This window comes from Streptomyces lothianensis, from assembly GCF_047779955.1.
Lineage (GTDB): Bacteria > Actinomycetota > Actinomycetes > Streptomycetales > Streptomycetaceae > Streptomyces.
In genome coordinates, this window is the sequence record NZ_JBLMKT010000027.1 from 212,129 (window position 1) to 231,131 (window position 19,003).

Annotated in this window: 15 protein-coding genes; 8 read left to right on the forward strand and 7 right to left on the reverse strand. The window is 71.7% G+C overall.

From position 1 onward, the window contains the following. Window positions 1–81 precede the first annotated feature (81 nt). Genes ACLF6P_RS07860 through ACLF6P_RS07875 form a run of 4 tightly spaced genes read left to right on the forward strand, consistent with a single transcriptional unit; the run spans window position 82 to window position 5,235 of the window. The gene (locus ACLF6P_RS07860) at window positions 82–1,617 is read left to right on the forward strand and encodes an ABC transporter substrate-binding protein (protein ID WP_415949113.1); all 1,536 of its coding nucleotides are present in this window, start codon (window positions 82–84) and stop codon (window positions 1,615–1,617) included. Next, window positions 1,614–2,570 carry an ABC transporter permease gene (locus tag ACLF6P_RS07865; RefSeq protein WP_415949114.1) on the forward strand — a complete coding sequence of 319 codons (957 nt, stop codon included), beginning with the start codon at window positions 1,614–1,616 and terminating at the stop codon, window positions 2,568–2,570. The genes ACLF6P_RS07860 and ACLF6P_RS07865 overlap by 4 nt, the downstream gene beginning before the upstream one ends. Continuing rightward, window positions 2,567–3,412 carry an ABC transporter permease gene (locus ACLF6P_RS07870; protein ID WP_415949115.1) on the forward strand — a complete coding sequence of 282 codons (846 nt, stop codon included), beginning with the start codon at window positions 2,567–2,569 and terminating at the stop codon, window positions 3,410–3,412. Before ACLF6P_RS07865 ends, ACLF6P_RS07870 begins: the two co-directional genes overlap by 4 nt. Then, complete coding sequence (locus tag ACLF6P_RS07875) at window positions 3,409–5,235, forward strand: ABC transporter ATP-binding protein (protein WP_415949116.1); 1,827 nt, start codon at window positions 3,409–3,411, stop codon at window positions 5,233–5,235. The genes ACLF6P_RS07870 and ACLF6P_RS07875 overlap by 4 nt, the downstream gene beginning before the upstream one ends. 91 nt (window positions 5,236–5,326) lie before the next feature. Here the strand turns inward: ACLF6P_RS07875 and ACLF6P_RS07880 are convergent, their stop codons facing one another. The 6 genes from ACLF6P_RS07880 to ACLF6P_RS07905 all read right to left on the reverse strand — a co-directional run bounded on the left by ACLF6P_RS07880 (window position 5,327) and on the right by ACLF6P_RS07905 (window position 10,454). After that, entirely contained in the window at window positions 5,327–5,986 is a 660-nt protein-coding gene (locus tag ACLF6P_RS07880; RefSeq protein ID WP_415949117.1) for a Crp/Fnr family transcriptional regulator, read from the reverse strand. A gap of 147 nt (window positions 5,987–6,133) precedes the next feature. Further along, a complete protein-coding gene (gene cysS, locus ACLF6P_RS07885) occupies window positions 6,134–7,549 on the reverse strand; it encodes a cysteine--tRNA ligase (RefSeq protein WP_415949118.1) in 1,416 nt (471 codons plus the stop codon). Window positions 7,550–7,569: 20 nt separating this feature from the next. Then, window positions 7,570–8,400, reverse strand: a complete 831-nt coding sequence (locus tag ACLF6P_RS07890; RefSeq protein ID WP_415949119.1) for a 4'-phosphopantetheinyl transferase family protein — start codon at window positions 8,398–8,400, stop codon at window positions 7,570–7,572. Window positions 8,401–8,421: 21 nt separating this feature from the next. Continuing rightward, entirely contained in the window at window positions 8,422–9,711 is a 1,290-nt protein-coding gene (locus ACLF6P_RS07895) for a beta-ketoacyl synthase N-terminal-like domain-containing protein (protein ID WP_415949120.1), read from the reverse strand. Next, the gene (locus ACLF6P_RS07900; RefSeq protein ID WP_415949121.1) at window positions 9,708–9,989 is read right to left on the reverse strand and encodes a phosphopantetheine-binding protein; all 282 of its coding nucleotides are present in this window, start codon (window positions 9,987–9,989) and stop codon (window positions 9,708–9,710) included. Before ACLF6P_RS07900 ends, ACLF6P_RS07895 begins: the two co-directional genes overlap by 4 nt. Before the next feature lie 78 nt (window positions 9,990–10,067). Next, window positions 10,068–10,454, reverse strand: a complete 387-nt coding sequence (locus ACLF6P_RS07905) for a DUF3224 domain-containing protein (RefSeq protein WP_415949122.1) — start codon at window positions 10,452–10,454, stop codon at window positions 10,068–10,070. A 211-nt stretch (window positions 10,455–10,665) separates the two neighbouring features. On the opposite strand from ACLF6P_RS07905, the gene ACLF6P_RS07910 reads away from it, so the two are divergent. After that, the gene (locus ACLF6P_RS07910) at window positions 10,666–12,045 is read left to right on the forward strand and encodes a lipase family protein (protein WP_415949123.1); all 1,380 of its coding nucleotides are present in this window, start codon (window positions 10,666–10,668) and stop codon (window positions 12,043–12,045) included. Between the two features lie 268 nt (window positions 12,046–12,313). Here ACLF6P_RS07910 and ACLF6P_RS07915 read toward each other — a convergent pair whose 3' ends face one another. Beyond that, window positions 12,314–13,084 carry a class I SAM-dependent methyltransferase gene (locus tag ACLF6P_RS07915; RefSeq protein WP_415949124.1) on the reverse strand — a complete coding sequence of 257 codons (771 nt, stop codon included), beginning with the start codon at window positions 13,082–13,084 and terminating at the stop codon, window positions 12,314–12,316. 285 nt (window positions 13,085–13,369) lie between these two features. Here ACLF6P_RS07915 and ACLF6P_RS07920 point away from each other — a divergent pair, with 285 nt between their 5' ends. The 3 genes from ACLF6P_RS07920 (at window position 13,370) to ACLF6P_RS07930 (ending at window position 18,933) form a co-directional block, all read left to right on the forward strand. Beyond that, window positions 13,370–14,914, forward strand: coding sequence for a dihydrolipoyl dehydrogenase family protein (locus ACLF6P_RS07920; RefSeq protein WP_415949125.1), 1,545 nt, complete (start codon window positions 13,370–13,372; stop codon window positions 14,912–14,914). Further along, window positions 14,911–17,166, forward strand: a complete 2,256-nt coding sequence (locus ACLF6P_RS07925) for a TIGR04283 family arsenosugar biosynthesis glycosyltransferase (protein ID WP_415949126.1) — start codon at window positions 14,911–14,913, stop codon at window positions 17,164–17,166. Before ACLF6P_RS07920 ends, ACLF6P_RS07925 begins: the two co-directional genes overlap by 4 nt. Before the next feature lie 99 nt (window positions 17,167–17,265). After that, a complete protein-coding gene (locus ACLF6P_RS07930) occupies window positions 17,266–18,933 on the forward strand; it encodes a radical SAM protein (RefSeq protein ID WP_415949127.1) in 1,668 nt (555 codons plus the stop codon). Window positions 18,934–19,003 lie beyond the last annotated feature (70 nt).

The following is a 19,003-nucleotide window of genomic DNA, read 5'->3' on the forward strand; positions in this document are numbered from 1 at the left end:
CGCCCCCCCTTGTGCACCACCCCCCACGCCACTTGCCAGACGGCGGCCTCCCCGCCGATCCACTTCGGAGGAACGCACCTCATGACCAGGAACCCAGAATTCAACCGCCGCCGCATCCTGCAGTTCGGCGCCGCCGTCGGCGCGGCCGTGGGCACCGGCGCGCTGGTGAGCTGCGGCCCCTCGGACGAGTCCACGAGCAGCGGCAAGGCGAAGGCCTCCCTGCTGCGGATCGCCGCGGCGGACGCCACCAACAGCAGCGGCCTCGACCCGCGCTCCAGCTCCATCGGCGCCAGCCTGATCGCGCTGCGCCACGTCTACGACTCGCTGATGGTCCTCAAGGAGGGCGGGTACGCGTACAGCCTCGCCGAGTCCGTCGAACCGAACGGTGACGCCACCCGCTGGACCATACGGGTCCGCAAGAACGTCACGTTCCACGACGGCAGCCCGGTGCGCGCCGCCGACGTGGCGTTCAGCATGAAGACGGTCGCCACCCCGCCGAGCAACCGCGCCTCGGTCTATTCCGACGTCGACACCGCCGCCATCAAGGTCGTCGACGAGCACACCCTGGAGGTGCCGCTCAAGCGTCCCCGGGGCGATTTCAAGGAGAGCGTGCTCGTCGTGTTCTCCGTGGTCTTCCCCGACGGCACCAAGGACTTCAAGAAGGCGGTCGGCTCGGGCCCGTACAGGCTGGACTCCAGCGACGAGCGTACGGTGCGTCTGGTCGCCAACAAGGACTACTGGGGCAGCAAGCCCACCGTGCAGACCCTGGAGATCAGCCGGATCGCCGATCCCACGGCCCGCCTCAACGCCCTCAAGAGCGGCCAGATCGACTACGCCGTGGGCATCGGCGCCGCCTCCGCCCGCGCCGAACGCGGCAACGGTTCGCTGCGCATCGAGCGCAGCGGCGTCGCCAACGCCAACGGCCTGTCCTTCGCGATGAACCAGCGGCTCAAGCCCTTCGACGACCCGAAGGTGCGCCGCGCGGTGCGGCTCGCCGCGGACCGTGAGGCACTGGTCGCCAAGTCGCTGCTCGGGCTCGGCACCCCGGCGGACGACGTCATCGGCAAGGGCCTGCCGGGTTACGCGCCCGGTATCGCGCCGCGCAAGCGCGATGTCGCCGAGGCACGCCGGCTGTTCAAGGAGGCCGGGGTCAGCAAGCTGACGCTGCGCACCTCCGACATCGTGCCCGGCATGCTCAGCGCGAGCCGCCTGTTCGCCCAGCAGCTCGCCGAGGCGGGCGTGGAGCTCACCCTGGACGAGGTGCCCGCCGACGCCTACTACGCGGACCTCAAGTCCCTGGCCACGCACCCCTTCCAGGCCTTCTACTACATCAACCGGCCCGCCGCGGTGCACCTGGCGGCGGTCACCCACGAGAAGGCGCCGTTCAATGTCACCGGCACCGGCAAGGACTGGTGGCGCCGCCTCGCGATCGCCCAGACCACGACCGACGACACGGCGCGCGAGAAGGCCTTCGAGGATCTGCAGCAGGAGTTCTACGACAACGGCGGCGACCTGCTCTGGGGCTTCCAGGAGCAGCCCGATGCCGCACGCAAGGGCATCGAGGGCGTGTACGTCAACCAGTCGGCCGCCATGTTCGACCGCGCCACGTTCTCATGACGGTCGCCCGGTTCGTGCTGCGGCGGCTGATCGCGGCCTGCGGGCTGTTCCTCGCCGTATCGATGCTGCTCTTCGCCGGCTCCGAGGTGCTGCCGGGCGATGCGGCCGCCGCGGCGCTCGGGGTCAACGCCACGCCCGAGCAGATCGAGGCGCTGCGCGCCGAGTGGGGGCTGGACCGGCCGTGGACGCTGCGCTGGGCGGAGTGGCTCTTCGCGGCCGTCCAGGGTGATCTGGGCACCAGCATGTTCTCCCGGCAGCCGGTCACCGAGCTGATCGCGGAGCCGTTCATGGAGACGGGCCTGCTCGTCCTCCTGTCGGCCCTGGTGGCCGTGCCGCTCGCGCTGGTGCTCGGCACGGTCTCCGGGCTGCGGCCCGGCTCCCGGATCGACCGGCTCCTGTCGAGCGGTTCGGTCACGCTGGTGTCCATCCCGCAGTTCGTCACCGCGAGCATCCTCGCCCTGGTGTTCTCCACGATGCTGGGGCTGCTGCCCGCGGTGGCGATGCCGCCGATCGGCGGCCGGGTCTGGGACCGTCCCGAGGCCCTGGTCCTGCCGGTCGCCGCGCTCTCGGCCTTCGCGGTCGCCTGGGCCGCGCGCCTGGTGCGTTCGACCGTGATCGACGCCAACTCCCTGCCCTCGGTGGAGGCGGCGCGCCTCGCCGGGCTGCCGGAGAGCGTCGTGCTGCGCAGGCATCTGTTGCCGGCGATCGTGCCGCCGTGCGCGCACGCCTTCGCGTGGCTGATCAGCGGGCTGCTCGGCGGTACGGCCGTGGTGGAGCAGGTCTTCTCGTATCCCGGTCTTTCCGGGGTGCTCGTCGGTGCGGTGCAGCACCATGACACCCCGGTGCTCGAAGGGGTGGGGCTGCTGCTCGCCGGCGTGATCATCCTGGCGCTCGCCGCGGCCGATGTCATCGCCCTGCTCGCCACTCCGAGACTGAGGACGGCCGCCGTATGAAGGCTTCACTCCTTGAGAAACCCGAAGGGCCCGCCACCCGGGCCGCCCGTACGCCGGCGCGCCGGATCCTCGGCGCGCTCGGCGCGCTGCCCGGCCTCGCCATCGCTCTGGTGGCGGTGGCCGGGCCGTGGCTCGTCGGCCCGGATCCCGAGCGGATCAGCGCCGAACCCTACGCGGCCGCGCGGGCCGGGCTGCTGCTCGGCGCCGACGCCTCGGGGCGTGACGTGGCGGCCCGGCTGCTCGCGGGCGGCCGCGAGCTGGTGCTCGTCCCGGTGATCGCGACCGTCCTCACCGCCGTGCTAGGCACCCTGATCGGGATGCTCGCCGGCTACATCGGCGGGCGTCTGGACACCGTGATCGGACAGCTCAACGCGCTGTTCCTGGCGCTGCCCCCGGTGCTCGTGCTCCTGGTGCTGCTCAACGGCTGGGGCAATTCACCGCTGACCCTGATCACGGTCGTGGCCCTGGTCGGTGTGCCGTTCGTGGCACGGATCGCGGCCGCCTCGACGGCGCAGGTCAGACAGCACTCGTACGTGGAGCAGGCGGCGGGGCTCGGCGAGAGCACCGTTTCCGTGCTGCTGCGGGACGTGCTGCCCAACATCGTGCGGCCCGTGCTCGCGGACGCCGGTACCCGGCTGGCGATCGCCATCACCCTGACCGCTTCGGCGGGCTTCCTCGGATTCGGCAGCGCGGCGCCCCACTGGGGGGCGATGATCAGCCAGAACATGGAGGGGATCTCGCTCAACGGCTGGGCGGTGCTGGCCCCCGCCGTCTGTCTGAGTGTGCTGACCGTCTGCGCCAACCGTCTCCTTGACCGCCTCTCAGCAAGGATCGGACAGTGAACAAGACCACCCGTCTCCACCCTGCGCTGCCCACCCAGCCGTCCGTCGGGCCGGCGATCGAGTCACTGGCCGCAGCGGCGGCAGAGACCGACGGTCCGAAGGGCGTGCCCGCCGGCGGCGCGGAGGTCGTACCCGCCGACGGTCCGGAGGTCATGCCCGCCGACGGTGCGAAAGTCATGCCCACCGACGGTCCGGTGCTGGTCGAGGTCTCGGGCCTCACCATCACCGGCCCGGGCGGCAAGCCCATCCTCGACGATGTCTCCCTCCGCGTACACCGGGGTGAACGGGTCTGTGTCGTCGGCGAGTCGGGCTCCGGCAAGACCACCCTCGCCCTCGCCCTGCTCGGCGCCCTGCGACCGGGCCTGACTGTCACCGCCGGCCGGATCGAGGTCGACGGGCAGGACGTGCTCTCCCTGCGTGGCGCGGCCCTGCGCCGCCACCGCCGCCGCGTCGTCTCGTACCTCCCGCAGGACCCGGCCACCGCGCTCACCGCCACGCTGCGGGTACGCGGCCAGCTCACCGAACTGTCCGCCACGCCTTCGGCCGAGGAGGTCGCACGCCGCCTCGCCGAGGTCGCGCTGCCCGCCGACGCGGCCTTCCAGCGGCGCTTCCCGCACCAGCTGTCCGGCGGCCAGCAGCAGCGGCTCGCACTGGCCCGCAGCACCTCGGCGATGCCCGGCCTGCTGGTCTTCGACGAACCGACCACCGGCCTCGACGCCCACGCCCAGCGCGCCGTCATGCAGCAGATCGACGGCCTGACCGACGCCCGTGACCTGGCTCTGCTCCTCATCACCCACGATCTGTCGGTGGCCGGCACCGCCGACCGGCTCGTCGTCATGCACCAGGGCCGGATCGTGGAACAGGGCCCGCTGCCCGGAACCCTGAAGAACCCGTCGGCCGCGTACACCCGCGAACTGATCCGCGCGACCCCGACCCCGACCCTGACGCCGACGCCGACCCCGGAAGCCGCCACCGCCACCACCACCGAACCCGCCACCGATCCCGGCACCGCCCCGGCACCGTCCGCGCCCCTGCTGCGGGTGACCGAACTGGGCGCGGCGCACGGGCGCGGCAGGGGGCGCCGCGAGGTCGTCTCCGGCATCTCCTTCGACGTGCACCGCGGCGAGTCCGTGGCACTGCTCGGTATCTCCGGCAGCGGCAAGAGCACCATCGCCCGCTGCCTGACGGGGGCCCATGTGCCCTCCGCGGGCACGGTCTCGCTGGACGGCGACGTACTCCCGGCCGCGCTGCGCGCGCGCTCCCCCGAGCTGCGCCGCCGTATCCAGCTGGTGCCCCAGGACTCCAGCGGCTCGCTCAACCCCCGCCGAACGGTGGGCAGTACGCTGCTGCGTCCGCTGCGTCATCTGCTCGGCCTGGACGCCGAGGCGGCGGACGGGCGGATGCGGGAGCTGCTCACCCAGGTGGAACTCGACCCGGCCCTCGCCGCCCGCTACCCGCGTGAGCTCTCCGGCGGCCAGCGCCAGCGGGTCTCCATCGCCCGGGCGCTCTCGGCCGGCCCCGATGTGCTGATCTGCGACGAGATGACGTCGAGCCTGGACGTACGGGTACAGGCCGCCATTCTCGACCTGCTCGCGGGACTGCGCCGCGAACTGGGCCTCGGCGTCGTCCTGATCACCCACGATCTCGGGGTGCTCGCCTCCGCCGCGGACCGGACGGTGGTCCTGCACGAAGGACTCACCTGCGAGCAGGGCCCGGTGGGCGAGGTCCTCTCGGCGCCTCGGCACCCGTGGACCCGGTCCCTGCTCGCGGCTGCCGCGGAGGCCCGCGGGGAGCGTCCGGAGCCCACCGTGGCGGCGCGCTGACCGGCGGGGCAGGGGCCGGGAACGGCCGGTGGGGGTGGCGCGAATTTTCGCGCCACCCCCACTTTCGTATTCCGGCCTCCCGCGCCGGACTTCAGCTCTCCTCCGCCAGATAGGCGAGCACCTTCCGCTCATGGATCACCATCGTGCCGTCCCCGTTGAGATCGACAAGTCCCTTGTCCCTGAACGCCTTCAGGAAGAATCCGATACGGGAGCGGGTGGTGCCGACCATCAGCCCGAGATCCTCGTGGGTGATGCATTCCATGACGAGCCCTCTGGCATCGCGCGAGCCCATTTTCCGGGCGAGTTCGAGCAGGGTGGCGGCCAGCCGGTTCTCGCATTTCATGGTGGCCATGTTGATGATGACCCGCTGCTTCTCCGCGATTCGCGCGATCAGCCGCAGACTGAAGTCGTCCAGGACGTCACCGCCCCGCAGCGAGGCGATCAGCCGCGCCTTGGGAACCCGGCGTACGACGCTGGGCTTCATCACGATCGCGGTGTCCGGGCGCGGCGTCCCCAACAGGCCGACTTCACCGAAGAATTCACCGCTCGTGTGGATCGCCAGCATGCACCGCTTGCCACCGCGCGACCATGCCATCGACTTGACCATGCCGCGCACGAGGAAATAGATGGACTCGTCGTGGTCACCGCAGTTGTAGATGTTGTCGCGCGCCGGGACCTGTATGTCCGGCGATGCCAGCGCCACGTCCAGGAGAACTGATTCCAGGGACCTCCGCGCCGCGGACCCAGGCACACGTGCGACCATATCCGAACGGGTTTTCGCCACGGACACCGTTACCCCCCAATGTCAGCCGATGACTTCTCGCAACAGTCATTCAGCCAGGCCGACCTTGGGTCTCGGCTAGGTCTGCCCGAACCCGGAGGAACCGGGATGCCGCTCTCAGGCGAAGTGCCAGCGCGGCCCGTCCTGGGAGTCCTCGACGACCAGGCCCGACTGCTGCAGCCGGTCGCGGATCGCGTCCGCCGCCGGCCAGTCCTTGCGGGCGCGGGCCGCCTCCCGCTGCTGCAGCACCAGGCGTATGAGGGTGTCGGTCACGCCGCCGTGCGCCCCGCCCGAACGGGAGCCGCCCTCCCCGCGCCCGCCCCGGGCGGCCCAGTGCGCGTCGAGCGGGTCGAGGCCGAGGACGCCGAGCATGGCACGCACCTCGGCGAGGCGGGCCACGGCGGCTTCCTTGTCGTCCTCGGCAAGGGCGCTGTTGCCGTGCCGGACCGTGGTGTGCACGACGGCGAGCGCCTGCGGGACGCCCAGATCGTCGTCCATGGCCTCGGCGAAGGCCTGCGGCACCTCGGCCGCGGGCTCCACCGGACGTCCCGCGTAGTCGGCGGCCCGTTGCACGAAGCCCTCGATCCGCCCGAACGCCGCGTCCGCCTCGCGCAGGGCTTCCTCGCTGTACTCGATCATCGAGCGGTAGTGCGGGGTGCCGAGGTAGTAGCGAAGGACGATCGGGCGCCACTTCTTCGTCATCTCGCTGACGAGCACCGAGTTGCCCAGCGACTTCGACATCTTGTCGCCGGACATCGTCACCCAGGCGTTGTGCAGCCAGTACTTCGCGAAGTCGTCGCCGTACGCCTTGGCCTGGGCGATCTCGTTCTCATGGTGCGGGAAGATCAGGTCCAGGCCGCCGCCGTGGATGTCGAAGGCCCTGCCCAGGTACTTGTGGGCCATCGCCGAGCACTCCAGGTGCCAGCCAGGACGGCCACGGCCCCACGGCGTCTCCCAGTCGGGCTCACCCGGCTTGCTCGCCTTCCAGAGCGCGAAGTCGCGGGCGTCCCGCTTGCCCGTCTCGCCCTCGCCGGAGGGCTGCATCAGATGCTCCAGATCCTGGTTGGACAGCTCCAGATATCCCTCGTACGAGCGCACGTCGAAGTAGACGCTGCCGTCCGCCTCGTAGGCGTGACCGCGCTCGATCAGGCCGCGCATCATCTCGACCATCTCGGTGATGTGGCCGGTCGCCCGCGGTTCGTACGTGGGCGGCAGGCAGCCGAGCGCGTCGTACGCCTCGTTGAACGCCCGCTCGTTCTCGTAGCCGATCGACCACCACGGCCTGCCCTGCTCGGCCGCCTTGGCGATGATCTTGTCGTCGATGTCCGTGACATTCCTGACGAAGGTCACGTCATAGCCGCGGTACGTGAACCAGCGGCGCAGGATGTCGAAGTTCAGGCCCGAGCGGATGTGCCCGATGTGCGGAGCGGCCTGCACGGTCGCGCCACACAGGTAGACCGAGAGGCGGCCTTCGGTGAGCGGGGTGAAGTCACGGATCTGCCGGGCGCCGGTGTCGTACAGACGAATCCTCACGCTGTCTCCCGTGTCGGTGGTCAGTAGTGCTCCTCGGTGACGACCAGGGACTGCGGCAGCGTCACCAGAACCGGTTCCGGCTGCTTCCAGGGGAAGCCGTGCCGGATCTCGATCCTTCTGGCCGGTGCGCCCCCGCTCACGTCGATCGCCAGAGCCACCAGGGACCGCGGCGAGGGCTGCAGTTCGACGAAGCGCCAGAGCCCGGATTCATCGCAGGGCGGCGGCCGGAACTCGAGCACGCCGCGCTCCGTGGACAGCGTGAAGTCGAAGGAGTCGAAGGGCAGACTCATGCCGAGCCCGCGCGCCTTCGTGTACGCCTCCTTCAGGGTCCACAGCCGCAGCAGCGCATAGGGGCGGCGTTCCTCCGGCAGGGCGTCGAGCCAGCGCTGCTCGCGCCGGGAGAAGACACCGGAGAACAGGTCGAGCCGGCTGCGCGAGGTCCGGTCGACGCGTTCGACATCGATGCCGACGCGGCGCCCGTGCCCGATCGCCACCGCGTTCACGCCCCGCGTGTGGGAGAGGTTGAAGTCGGGGCGTACCCGGGAACGGCGGGCGACGGCCTCCCGGTCCTCCAGGAACGGCCGCCCCTTCTCCGTCCGTCCGATGCTCAGCTCTGCTTCGGGGATACCGAGTTCGAGGCTGAGGATCCGGCGTACGAAGGTGTGCGCCACCAGATACTGGTCGCGGTCGCGGTCGAAGATGAACCGTCCGGCCGTATGCCGCTCGCCCTCGTCGAGCCAGTGGACGGCGAGTGTCTCGGCGAAGTCCATCGGAAGGTCCTCGTTGCCGCAGACCCACACCTGGACGGCGCTCAACTCGGAGCCGATGGAGCCGTATCGGGTCTCGGTCACGATGATGCCTCCACACCGTGGCTATGCGGCCCGCAACGCAACGGATGCGTTGATGCCGCCGAAAGCGAAGCTGTTGCTGAGCGCCGTGCGCAGCGGTCGCTGCTGCCTCTCGCGGCCGACCAGCGGGAGCCGGGGCTCGAAGGGCTTGTCGAGATTCGGGTTCGGATGGCAGACGCCCGCCCGCAGTTGCAGGACCGTGGCCACCGCCTCGATCAGCCCGGCCGCGGTCAGACAGTGCCCGACCAGCGGCTTCGTGGAATTGACGAGGGGTCGAGGGCCGGCTTCCCCGGTGCCGAAGACGTCGAGCAGTGAGGCGGCCTCGGTCTCGTCGCCGAGCACCGAACCGGTCCCGTGCGCGTTCACGTAGTCCACCTCGTCGGGGCCGAGACCCGCGGACGCCAGGGCGGCCCGCATCGCCGCGACCTGCCCCTCCCGGTCGGGAGCGGTGCCTCTGCGGGCGTCGAGCCGCTGCCCGTGCCCGATGATCTCGGCCTTCACCTCGCCGCCCCGGGCCCGTACCGCCCGTACGGATTCGAGCACCACCGCGGCGGCACCCTCACCTCGTACGAATCCGCTCCGCTCCACGTCGAACGGCCGGCACATCCGCTCGGGCGCGTCCGGGAATCCCTCGTGCGCCAGAGCTCCGCTGCGCCGGAACGCCTCCTCCTCGGCCGCCGAGAGCTCGGCCACCGGCGCCACCACGACCACCCGTTCCGCCCAGCCGGCGGAGATCATCCGGGCGCCCTGGACCAGGGCCAGCGCACCACTGGCGGATGCCCCGCCGACGGCGAATCCCTCACCTCGTATGCCGAGCAGTTCGCTCACCGCGCCGACGACATCGATGTCCATGTGCGACAGCGCGTACGAGGCGCGCAGCCCGGCCGGCGCGTCCCGGTGGGCGAGCACGGTCCGCGCCTGGTGGGCAAGGGCGAACTGACTGCCCGCGACCAGGACGGCGGCGCCGTCGCCCCAGTGCCCTGGCCCGCCGCCGGTCTCCTCGGCCGTCGGCAGCCCCGCGTCGAGGACCGCCTTCAGCGCCACGCAGGCCGCGGTGCGGGCCGGGACGGCGGCCCGCCCCACGAGCCTGCGCAGTGCCGCGGCGCTCTGCGGCCGCCCGTCGAGATGCCGCGCCGCCCACTCGGCCGGGGTGAACTCCCCGAGCCGCGCGAGCGGGATGCTCCCCTCGGCGTCCTGCGGTGTCACCGCGCTGCGACCTTCGAGCAGCGCGGCCAGGAAGCCGTCGAGCTCCTCGGCTAGCGGGGTGAGCACGGCGGCACCGCTGAGGGCGACGCCGTCGTCGGCGGTGTTCATATCCGCCGGCCCGCGCCCGCCGACGGCCCGGTCTCCTGCTTCGTGTACTCGGCGAAGACGGCGACCAGGGAGCCGAGTTCCTGGGCGGCTCCGAACTCGCTGACCGGAATCGTCACCCCCAGCTCCTCCTGGGTGCCGATCAGGACGTCCATCCGGTCGATGGAATTGGCCCCGAGTTCCCGCATGGTGAGGTCGGCCGTGATGTGCACACCGAGGAGATCGGGCAGCACATCGACCAGGTTCCGGGTCAGAGCGGCGAAAATCTCGGATTCAGTCACGCGAATCTCCTAGGACGACCTGGCCCCGCCGATCACAGGGCCGAGCTCGGGGCAGGGGTCAGCAGGGGTCAGCAGGGGTCAGAGGGTGTAGTCGAAGGTGTACGAGTGCTTTCCGTCGGCGTTCTCGATCGTCATCTCACCGGCCAGGCCCTGCAGTTCCCCGGTACCGGAGTCCGGCACGACCGTCACGCTCAGGCCGAGCTTCCCGGCCGACATCGACCCGTTGTGCTGCAGGACGAACGTGCCGGATTTGCCGTGCAGCGTGGCCTTGACCCGCTCCATCCCCACATAACCGGCCGATGTCCGCACCTGCCCCACCGTCCGCAGCACCTGCACGGAGGCGGTGCCGTCGAGGTCCCCGCGGAAGACCTTGCTCACGGTCGCGCTGAACCTCTTCACCCCCTGCTCCTCGTCGTGCACGTGCTCGTCCCATTCAGTCTCGAAGGTGCCGACTGCCCGAGCCATGAACATCTCCCGTATCCGAACCATCACGAACCAGCACCGGGAAACCCCGGCCGCTCCGAGTATCACGAGATCCGCGGCCCGGTCACAGCCAAAAGTGAGCACCGCAGCGAACTCTCTCCCCCCCGCCGTCCCAATCCCTTCCCAGCCGCATTAACCGCTGGTAACTTACCCGCGAGTCACATAGGTGCACGCCTCGTGAACAGGTGGAGTCATGCGTGGAGTCATCCCCAGAAGAACCGGCCGCCTGTCGGCCGCAGCCCTCGCCGCGTCACTGATCCTCACGGCCGCACCCGCTGCTGCCGCCGCCCCGACCGAAGCACCCGCGAAAGCCCCGGACGTCATCGCCGCGGCGAGCCTGACGGCCGATTCGGCGAGCGACCCGTTCTACCGCTACGACGGCAGCAAGCCGCTGGCCTCCTACGCCCCCGGCGACGTCCTCAGGACGCGCACGCTGCAGTACCACTTCGCCGGCATCCCCACACCGGTGCGGGCCGTCCAGATCCTGTACCGCAGCACCGACGCCCAGGGCCGCCCGTCCGCCAACGTGACCTCGGTCGTACGCAGCCTGTACGGCAACAACGACCGGGCCCTGTCGTACCAGTCCTTCTACGACTCGCTCGACCCCGAGCACGGACCGTCCCGGGTGATCGCCGGCGACGTCAGCCTCGGCGGCCTCATCGCGGAGGCCGAGTCACTGCTCCTGACGAGCGCCCTGAAGCAGGGCTACACCGTCATCATCCCGGACACCGAGGGCCAGCAGGCGAGTTTCGCCGCCGGACCGGAGTACGGGACCAACACCCTCGACTCGCTGCGCGCCACCCTGCGCACCCCGGAGACCGGCCTGGACGACGGCACCCGGTTCGGCCTGGCCGGCTACTCCGGTGGCGCCATCGCCACCAACTGGGCGGCCGCTCTCGCCCCGGCCTACGCCCCCGAGATCAACGAGAAGCTGGTCGGATTCGCCGAGGGCGGGCTGCTCGTGGCCCCGGCGCACAACCTCAAGTACGTCTCCGGCAGCAAGGTATGGGCCGGCATCATGCCGATGGCGGTCATCGGCGTCGCCCGCTCCTACGACCTCGACCTCCGCCCGTACCTCAGCGACTACGGGAACGAGCTGTTCGACAAGCTCCAGAAGGCCTCCATCATCAACGTCCTGGCCCAGTACCCCGGCCTGACGTGGAAGAAGATGGTGAAGCCCGAGTACACGGACCCCAACTCGATTCCCCCCTTCGTCGAGGCCGTGAACAAGCTCAACCTCGGCTCCGCGGCGACGCCCACGATCCCCGGCTACATCGCACAGGGCAACGGCGGCATCTTCGAGGGCACCTTCAACAGCCCGCCCGGCATCGGTACCGGCGACGGCGTCATGGTCGCCGGCGACGTCCGCGCCCTGGCCCGCCAGTACTGTGCCACCGGCAGCCCCGCCATCGACTACGACCAGCACAACCTCCTCAGCCACCTGGGCACGGCAGCGGCCTGGATCCCCAAGGCCCTGGCCTGGCTCGACGCCCGCTTCGACGGCGACCGGGCCCGGTCCGACTGCGGCCGCATCCCCGCGGGCAACTCCCTGGAGCCGGAACAGCCCGCATAGCCCGGAACCCACCGCCACCCCCACCCCTGGCCAGCCGGACTCGTCGCGCAGGCGGTCCGGTTCCAGGACGGTGATCCTGCCCCGGGCCAGGCGTACGAGGCCGCGGTCCGCGTTTGCGTGCGGGACCTTGGTGACGGTCTCCCCGGAGGTTCCGGTTTCCGTGGAGGTTCCGGATTCCCTGGAGGTTCCGGTTTCCCTGGCTCCGGAACAAAACGCACTCCGGAACGGTTCGGATGCCGGATCGGCCCGGTGATCCGGCATCCGAAGCTCAGCGCCGAACGGCGGTCGCCCGTACCCGCCGAAGAGGAAGCGGCAGTCGCCTGCCGGAGCGGGCCCAGGCCGTGAGGGTCCGCTCGGCGGCGGTCGCGCGTTCGGGGGTCAGACCGGGGAGGTAGAGGCCTTCGGCAAGGCGGGCCGCGTCCTCGGGGGTGCTCAGATGGAGGGTGAAGACCCTGCGTTCGTCGACTTCGACCTCGAATCCCGAGCGCCGCAGCAGCGCGGCGAGCCCGTCGCGTGCCTGCGGGTTGGGCCACGGCTGGCGTGCCGCGCCGAGCGCGCGCATCACCCTGGCCCAGGCGAGCAGGCCCATCGGGCTGGGTCCGAGGCGGGCCGGTACGAGGGCGAGGAGCGTTCCGCCGGGGCGCAGGACCCGCCGGATCTCGGCGAGGACGCGCGGCAGGGGCGTGAGCACCGGCAGGCACATCGACGCGGCGACCGCCGCGATGCTGCCCGATGCCACGGGCAGGGCCTCGGCGCTCGCCCGTACGAGCGGTCCGCGCCCGGCCCGCGCGGCGGCGGCCAGCTCCCCCGTGCTGGAGTCGACGCCCAGCCAATCGGCATCGGGCAGCAGCTCGCGCAGCGGCGCCGAGCCGCAGGCGAGATCGAGGACCGGCCCGGCGGGCGCGGGGGTCCGCAGCTCGGCCAGCCAGGCGTACGGCGAGCTCTCGGCGCGCCGGAAGAGCTGTTCGGTGATGCCGGCGTGGACATCGTGGTACGCGGCGAGATAACGGCGCCAGTCGTCCTCGCTCAACTCGTCCACGGCTGGGGCTCCTCGGATCGGGTCGGGTTGGGTCGGGTTGGGTCGGGCGCGGTCCCCGTCACTCGGCAGCGGGCGGGCGGCTGACCCGCACCGTCGCGGTCGTGGCGGGCCGGTGGGGCGCCGAGGGCGCCGCATTGGCGCGTCTTGTTGCTGCTCACTGTGAATTGTCCGGTATAGCGGGTACGGCTGAGCATGTCTGCCGTAGGCCGAATGCCGAGGAAAGGCGGGAGCCGCGGCACGGGTGCCCCTGCCGGGGCGACGAGGAGAGGCGGGTGAGACGGTCCCATGGACATGGCCGAGCCGCGGCACGGCAGCGGGACGTACGACCTGGTGGTGATCGGCGGCGGCAGCGCCGGACTGACCGCCGCCCGCACCGCGGGACGGCTCGGGGCCCGCACCCTGCTCGTCGAGCGGGACCGGCTCGGCGGCGACTGCCTCTGGACGGGCTGTGTGCCCAGCAAGGCGCTGCTGCACGTGGCCGCCGAGGTGCGGGCCGCGCGCGGCGTGGGGCGCTACGGGCTCGCCGCGGTCTCCGGACCCGTCGATCTCGCGGCGGTGCTGGGTGAGGTCCGGCGGGCGATCGCGGCCGTCGAACCGCATGACTCGGCCGAGGCGCTCGCTCAGTTCGGGGTGGAGGTGGCGTTCGGCCCGGCCGTCTTCACCGGGCCGCGTGGGCTGCGGGCCGGTGAGCGCGAGGTCTCCTTCCGGTACGCGCTGATCGCGACCGGTTCCGCGCCCGCCCTGCCACCCGTGCCGGGCCTGGCCGAGGCGGAGCCCCTGACCAGCGACAGCGTGTGGGAGCTTGAGGAACTGCCCGGACGGCTTGTGGTGCTCGGCGGCGGCTCGATCGGCTGCGAGCTGGGTCAGGCCTTCGCCCGGCTCGGCTCGCGGGTCACGCTCGTCGAGGTGCGGGAACGACTGCTCGCCGGCGAGGAGCCGCACGCCTCTCGGACCGTCCGGGAACGGCTGGAGGCGGAGGGTGTCACGGTGCTGACCGGGTATCGGGTCGAGCAGGTCACCGGCGGGGTGATGTACGGGGGACGTGGTGGTGTGAGCGGTTCGGACCGCCCGGGCGACGTGCGCGGTTCTGGTGACCCGGGCGACGTGCGCAGTTCGGGTGACCCGGGCGACGTGCACGGTTCGAGCGCGCCTGGTGACTCGTACAGCCCCGGCACCCCCGTCCCGTACGACCGTCTGCTCGTCGCCACCGGGCGCCTCGCCGGCACCGGCGGCCTCGCCCTGGAGGCCGCCGGTGTGCGGTTGGACGGAAGTGGGCTGCTGCGGCTCGACGCGCGGCTGCGGACCACCAACCCGCGCGTGTACGCGGCGGGCGACGTCACCGGCAGATCGGCCTCCACGCACCTTGCCGCCACCCAGGGCGCCTCCGCCGTGACCGACGCGCTGCTCGGGGTGCGGCGCCGCATCGACCACGGCGCGGTGCCCCAGGTGACGTACACCGATCCCGAGGTGGCCCGGGTCGGACTCACCGCCGCCGAAGGGGCGCGCACGCTCGTCCTGGAGCACGACCGCGTCGACCGTGCGGTGGCCGAGGGCCGCACGGACGGCTGCACTGTGCTGGTCCTCGATGCCCGCGGGCGGATCGCCGGCGCCACGGTCGTCGCGCCGCGCGCCGGGGAGATCATCGCGCATCTGGCCACGGCGGTCCGCCTGGGCTTGACCCCGGCGCGGTTCGCCAGGACCGTCCACCCCTATCCGACGTACGCGGACGGCCCTTGGCACGCGGCGCTCACCGAGGTGTACGCGCGGCTGGCTCGGGGCCGCCGGGTCACCGGGGCGCTGCTCGGCCTGCGCAGGGCGGTGCGGCGATGAGCGCCCACGAGGGGGCGGAGGACACGAAGGAGGAGGCGAAGCGTGCGCGGGAGCCGAGGAGCGCGAGGGGATTCCTGGCGGTCCTGCGCGCCCTCGAACGCGCCACTCGGCCCTACGACGAGGAGTTCACCGCGGCGATGGAGCGGCGCTGGGCGGAGCTCCCCGAGGCCGCGCGGACGCCCGGCCAGATCATCGGGCGGCACGGCGTGGGCTGCGAGGGCACGCACGGTGTCTTCCCGAAGTGCGATCTGAAGTGCACCCCCTGCTACCACTCCCGCGATGCCAACCGGGTACGTGTCGACGGCGCCCACACCCGCGAGCAGGTCGCGGCCCAGATGGGCCTGTTGCGCAGGCTGCGCGGCCCGCGTGCCCACACGCAGCTGATCGGCGGCGAGGTCAGCCTGCTGCCGCCCGACGACCACGCCGCCGCGCTGGCCGTCATGCCGGAACACGGCCGCGAGCCGATGAGCTTCACCCACGGCGACTTCGACTACGGCTATCTGGAGCGGCTGGCCCTGGGCCCGGACGGGCGGCGGCGCTTCGACCGGCTCTCGTTCGCGGCGCACTTCGACCGGTTCATGTACGGCAGGCGCGGCATCGAACGGCCGGACGGCGAGCGGGAGCTGGATCCGTACCGGCGCGGCTTCGCCGGAATGTTCCGGCGGCTGAAGCGCGAGCACGGGGTGCGCTTCTTCCTCGCGCACAACATGACGGTCACGCCCGGCAACCTCGACGAGATCGCCGAGGTCATCCGCGCCAACCACGCGGCCGGATACGGCATGTTCTCCTTCCAGCCCGCCGCCTTCCTCGGCGACGAGCGGCGCTGGAAGGAGCGGTACCGCGAGGCCACCCCGGACGCGGTCTGGGCGGAGATCGAGCGCGGCGCGGGCACCCGCCTCGATCACGACGTCTTTCACAACGGCGATGTGCGCTGCAACCGCACCGCGTACGGCTTCTATGTGGGCGAGCACTGGTTCCCCTTCCTCGACGGCTCCGATCCGCGCGATCTCGCCGTACGCGAGGCCTTCTTCCGCCATCTGGGGCGGGTGAACTTCACCGGGACCCCGCCGGCGCTGCTCGCCGCCAAGCTGGCCCGTATCGCTGTCCGGCACCCGTCCGCCCTGGTCACCGCGGCGGGCTGGCTGACCCGTGCCGTACGCCGGGCCGGGATCGGCAGAATGCTGCGGCACCGGGGCCGGGTGCGGCCGGTGACGTTCGTGATGCATCTGTTCATGGACGCCGAAGAGGTCGCGCCCGCCTGGGAGTTGATGCGGCGCGGCGAGACAAGCGGGGATCCCGGGCTGCGCACGACCCAGGAGCGCCTCGCGGCCTGCTCGTACGCCATGGCGCACCCCGAGAACGGCACCCTCGTACCGGCCTGCGTCCAGCATGCGGTGCTCGACCCGGCCGAGAACGCGGCGCTGCGCAGGCTGCTCCCGATCGTGGAGGTCCGTGCCTCGCCGAGGACCGGGCCGGAGGGCGGCCCGCGGACCGACCCACAGCCCGGCACCTCCATGGCCGCCCTGTCGGATGACAACCCGAAGATCTCGATCGTCATGCCCGTCCTCGACGAGGAGGCCACCGTCCGGACGGCGCTGCGCCGGCTGCGCCGGGACTTCCCCGGCTGCGAGATCGTGGTCGTCGACGGCGGATCGACCGATGCCACCGTCGAACTCGCCGCCCCGCACGCCAAGGTCGTACGCGGTGAACGCGGCCGCGCCCGGCAGATGAACGAGGGAGCGCGCCACTGCTGCGGCGAGGTGCTGTGGTTTGTGCATGCCGACACCCGGATCGATCCGGCCGCCCTCGGCCAGATCCACGCGGCCCTCCGCGATCCGGACGTGGTCGGCGGCGGGCTCACCCTGCGCTTCGACCGCCGCGGCCCGGGCCTCGGCTGCCTGGCCCGGACGTCCAACGCCCGCGCCCGCCGCCTGCACCATGTCTTCGGCGACCAGGCGATGTTCGTCCGGCGCACCGCCTTCGACACGCTCGGCGGCTTCCCGGATCTGGCCATCATGGAGGACCTGGAGATGTCACGGCGCCTGGCCCGGCTCGGCGAGCTGCGGGTGCTGTCCGCGACGTCCACGGCCTCCGCGCGGCGGCTTGTCGCGCACGGGGTCTGGCGCATGATCGTGTTCATGCAGTACCTGAAGCTGCTGTATTTCGCCGGGGTCGATCCGGAGACCATTCGGCGGCGGTATGCCGCGGGTCCCCGCCTGTTGCCGCGTCTGCGGCGCAACCGCCCTTCCTGAACGACTCGTTCCGGACCTCGGCTCGATTCCGACCGGCCCATTTCCGACCGGCCCATTTCCGACCGGCCCATGTCCCGTACGACTTTGGAGTGCCAGCTCATGCGGATCGCAGTATGCGGAGGGCCCTACGGCAACCCGTACGCCCTCGCCGCCTTCGCCGAGGACGCCCGCGCCCGCGGCGCCGAGAAGCTCTACTGCCTGGGTGACCTGGGCGGCTTCGGTGCCGACGTGGACGCGCTGTGGCCGATCCTGACCGACCATGGCATCACCTGCGTCGCCGGCAACTACGACGTGGCGATCGCCCGCGGCGACACCGACTGCGGCTGCGGCTACCGCGATCCGAGGGACAACGAGTACGCCCAGACCGTCTACGACCACACCCTGGCCACCACCGGCCGGGACTTCGCGGCATGGATGGGCGATCTGCCCACCGAGCGCCGCGGGACGATCGCCGGCACCGAGGTGCACATGGTGCACGGTTCGACGCTCGCGCTGAACGACTTCTGGTGGGAGTCACTGCCGTACGCACAGCACCAGGCACGGGTGGCGGCCTCCGGCGCCGACGTCATCCTGTGCACCCACAGCGGGCTGCCCTGGCAGATGGACGTGGACGGCAGCCTCGTCGTCAACGTCGGTGTGCTCGGCAAGCCGGCCAACGACGGGCGCAGGGAGGTCTGGTACGCCATCCTGGACCTCGACGACGGCCGGGCGAGCGCCGAACTCGTACCGCTCGGCTACGACTGGCAGGCGCAGGCCGCCTCCATGCGTGCCGCGGGACTGCCCGAGGTCTTCGTCGAGACGATCGAGACCGGCTGGTGGACCACCTGCCTGGAGATCCTGCCGCCGGCCGAACGCTCCCGAGGGCGCTTCCACCTCTACCGGTCCACGCTTCCGACCACGTTCACGCCCGTCGGCACGGAGCCCGGTGTGGAGGGTGTGGCGGGCGACCGGCCGGTGGTGCCGCTGTTCGGCAGCCCGTACTTCCCGTCCAGGCTCTGGCTCTACACCAACTTCCACTGCAACCTTGCCTGCGATTACTGCGCCGTCGCCTCCTCCCCCAGAGCCACCCCGCGCACCCTCCCCGCCGACACCTTCCGCACCCTGGTCGACGAGGCCGTCGCCGCGGGCTTCACCGAGCTGTACGTCACCGGCGGCGAGCCCTTCCTCCACCCCGAGATCACCGCCCTCCTCGACCACGCCTCCGCCCGGCTGCCCACCGTCGTGATGACCAACGCCATGCTGCTGCGCGGGCGCCGCGCCGCCGGCCTCGCACACCTCGTCGGACGCAAGCTCACCGTCCAGACCTCCCTCGACGGCGCCACCGCCGCCACCCACGATCTGCACCGCGGCGCCGGTTCCTTCGAGCGCACCCTGGACGGCATCCGCCTGCTGACCGGCCTCGGCCTGCCCCCGCGCGTGGCACTCACCGAGACCCCGGAGAATACCTGCGAGATTCCCGCGACCGCGGCACTCCTGCGCGAACTCGGCCTGCCCGAAAACAATTTCGCCGTACGGCCGCTGCTCCGGCGCGGCTTCGCCGAGACCGGGACCGAGATCGGCGAGGACTCCTCCGTCCCCGAACTCACCGTCAGCGCCGACGGCCTGCACTGGCACCCCGCCGGTGCCGACCGCACGACCAGCCCCGATCTGCACCTCGCCGCCGCGGGCACGCCCCTGGAAGCGGGCAAGCGGCTCGTCACGGAGCGGTTCTTCACGGCCCGCCTCGCCGACGGCAGCCTGCCGCGCCCCGTCCGGTGCGCGGTCTGACCGCCCCCACGCCCGTACGCGGGTCCGCCCGGCCGCCACACCTCCGTACAGCAGCAGCCGACCGAGCCCC

Excerpts from the sequence above, each read along its gene's own strand:
- ACLF6P_RS07860 (WP_415949113.1), top strand. The coding sequence starts at position 82 with ATGACCAGGAACCCAGAATTCAACCGCCGCCGCATCCTGCAGTTCGGC.
- ACLF6P_RS07865 (WP_415949114.1), top strand. The coding sequence starts at position 1,614 with ATGACGGTCGCCCGGTTCGTGCTGCGGCGGCTGATCGCGGCCTGCGGG.
- ACLF6P_RS07870 (WP_415949115.1), top strand. The coding sequence starts at position 2,567 with ATGAAGGCTTCACTCCTTGAGAAACCCGAAGGGCCCGCCACCCGGGCC.
- ACLF6P_RS07920 (WP_415949125.1), top strand. The coding sequence starts at position 13,370 with ATGGACATGGCCGAGCCGCGGCACGGCAGCGGGACGTACGACCTGGTG.
- ACLF6P_RS07930 (WP_415949127.1), top strand. The coding sequence starts at position 17,266 with ATGCGGATCGCAGTATGCGGAGGGCCCTACGGCAACCCGTACGCCCTC.
- ACLF6P_RS07910 (WP_415949123.1), top strand. The coding sequence starts at position 10,666 with ATGCGTGGAGTCATCCCCAGAAGAACCGGCCGCCTGTCGGCCGCAGCC.
- ACLF6P_RS07905 (WP_415949122.1), bottom strand. The coding sequence starts at position 10,454 with ATGGCTCGGGCAGTCGGCACCTTCGAGACTGAATGGGACGAGCACGTG.
- ACLF6P_RS07895 (WP_415949120.1), bottom strand. The coding sequence starts at position 9,711 with ATGAACACCGCCGACGACGGCGTCGCCCTCAGCGGTGCCGCCGTGCTC.
- ACLF6P_RS07925 (WP_415949126.1), top strand. The coding sequence starts at position 14,911 with ATGAGCGCCCACGAGGGGGCGGAGGACACGAAGGAGGAGGCGAAGCGT.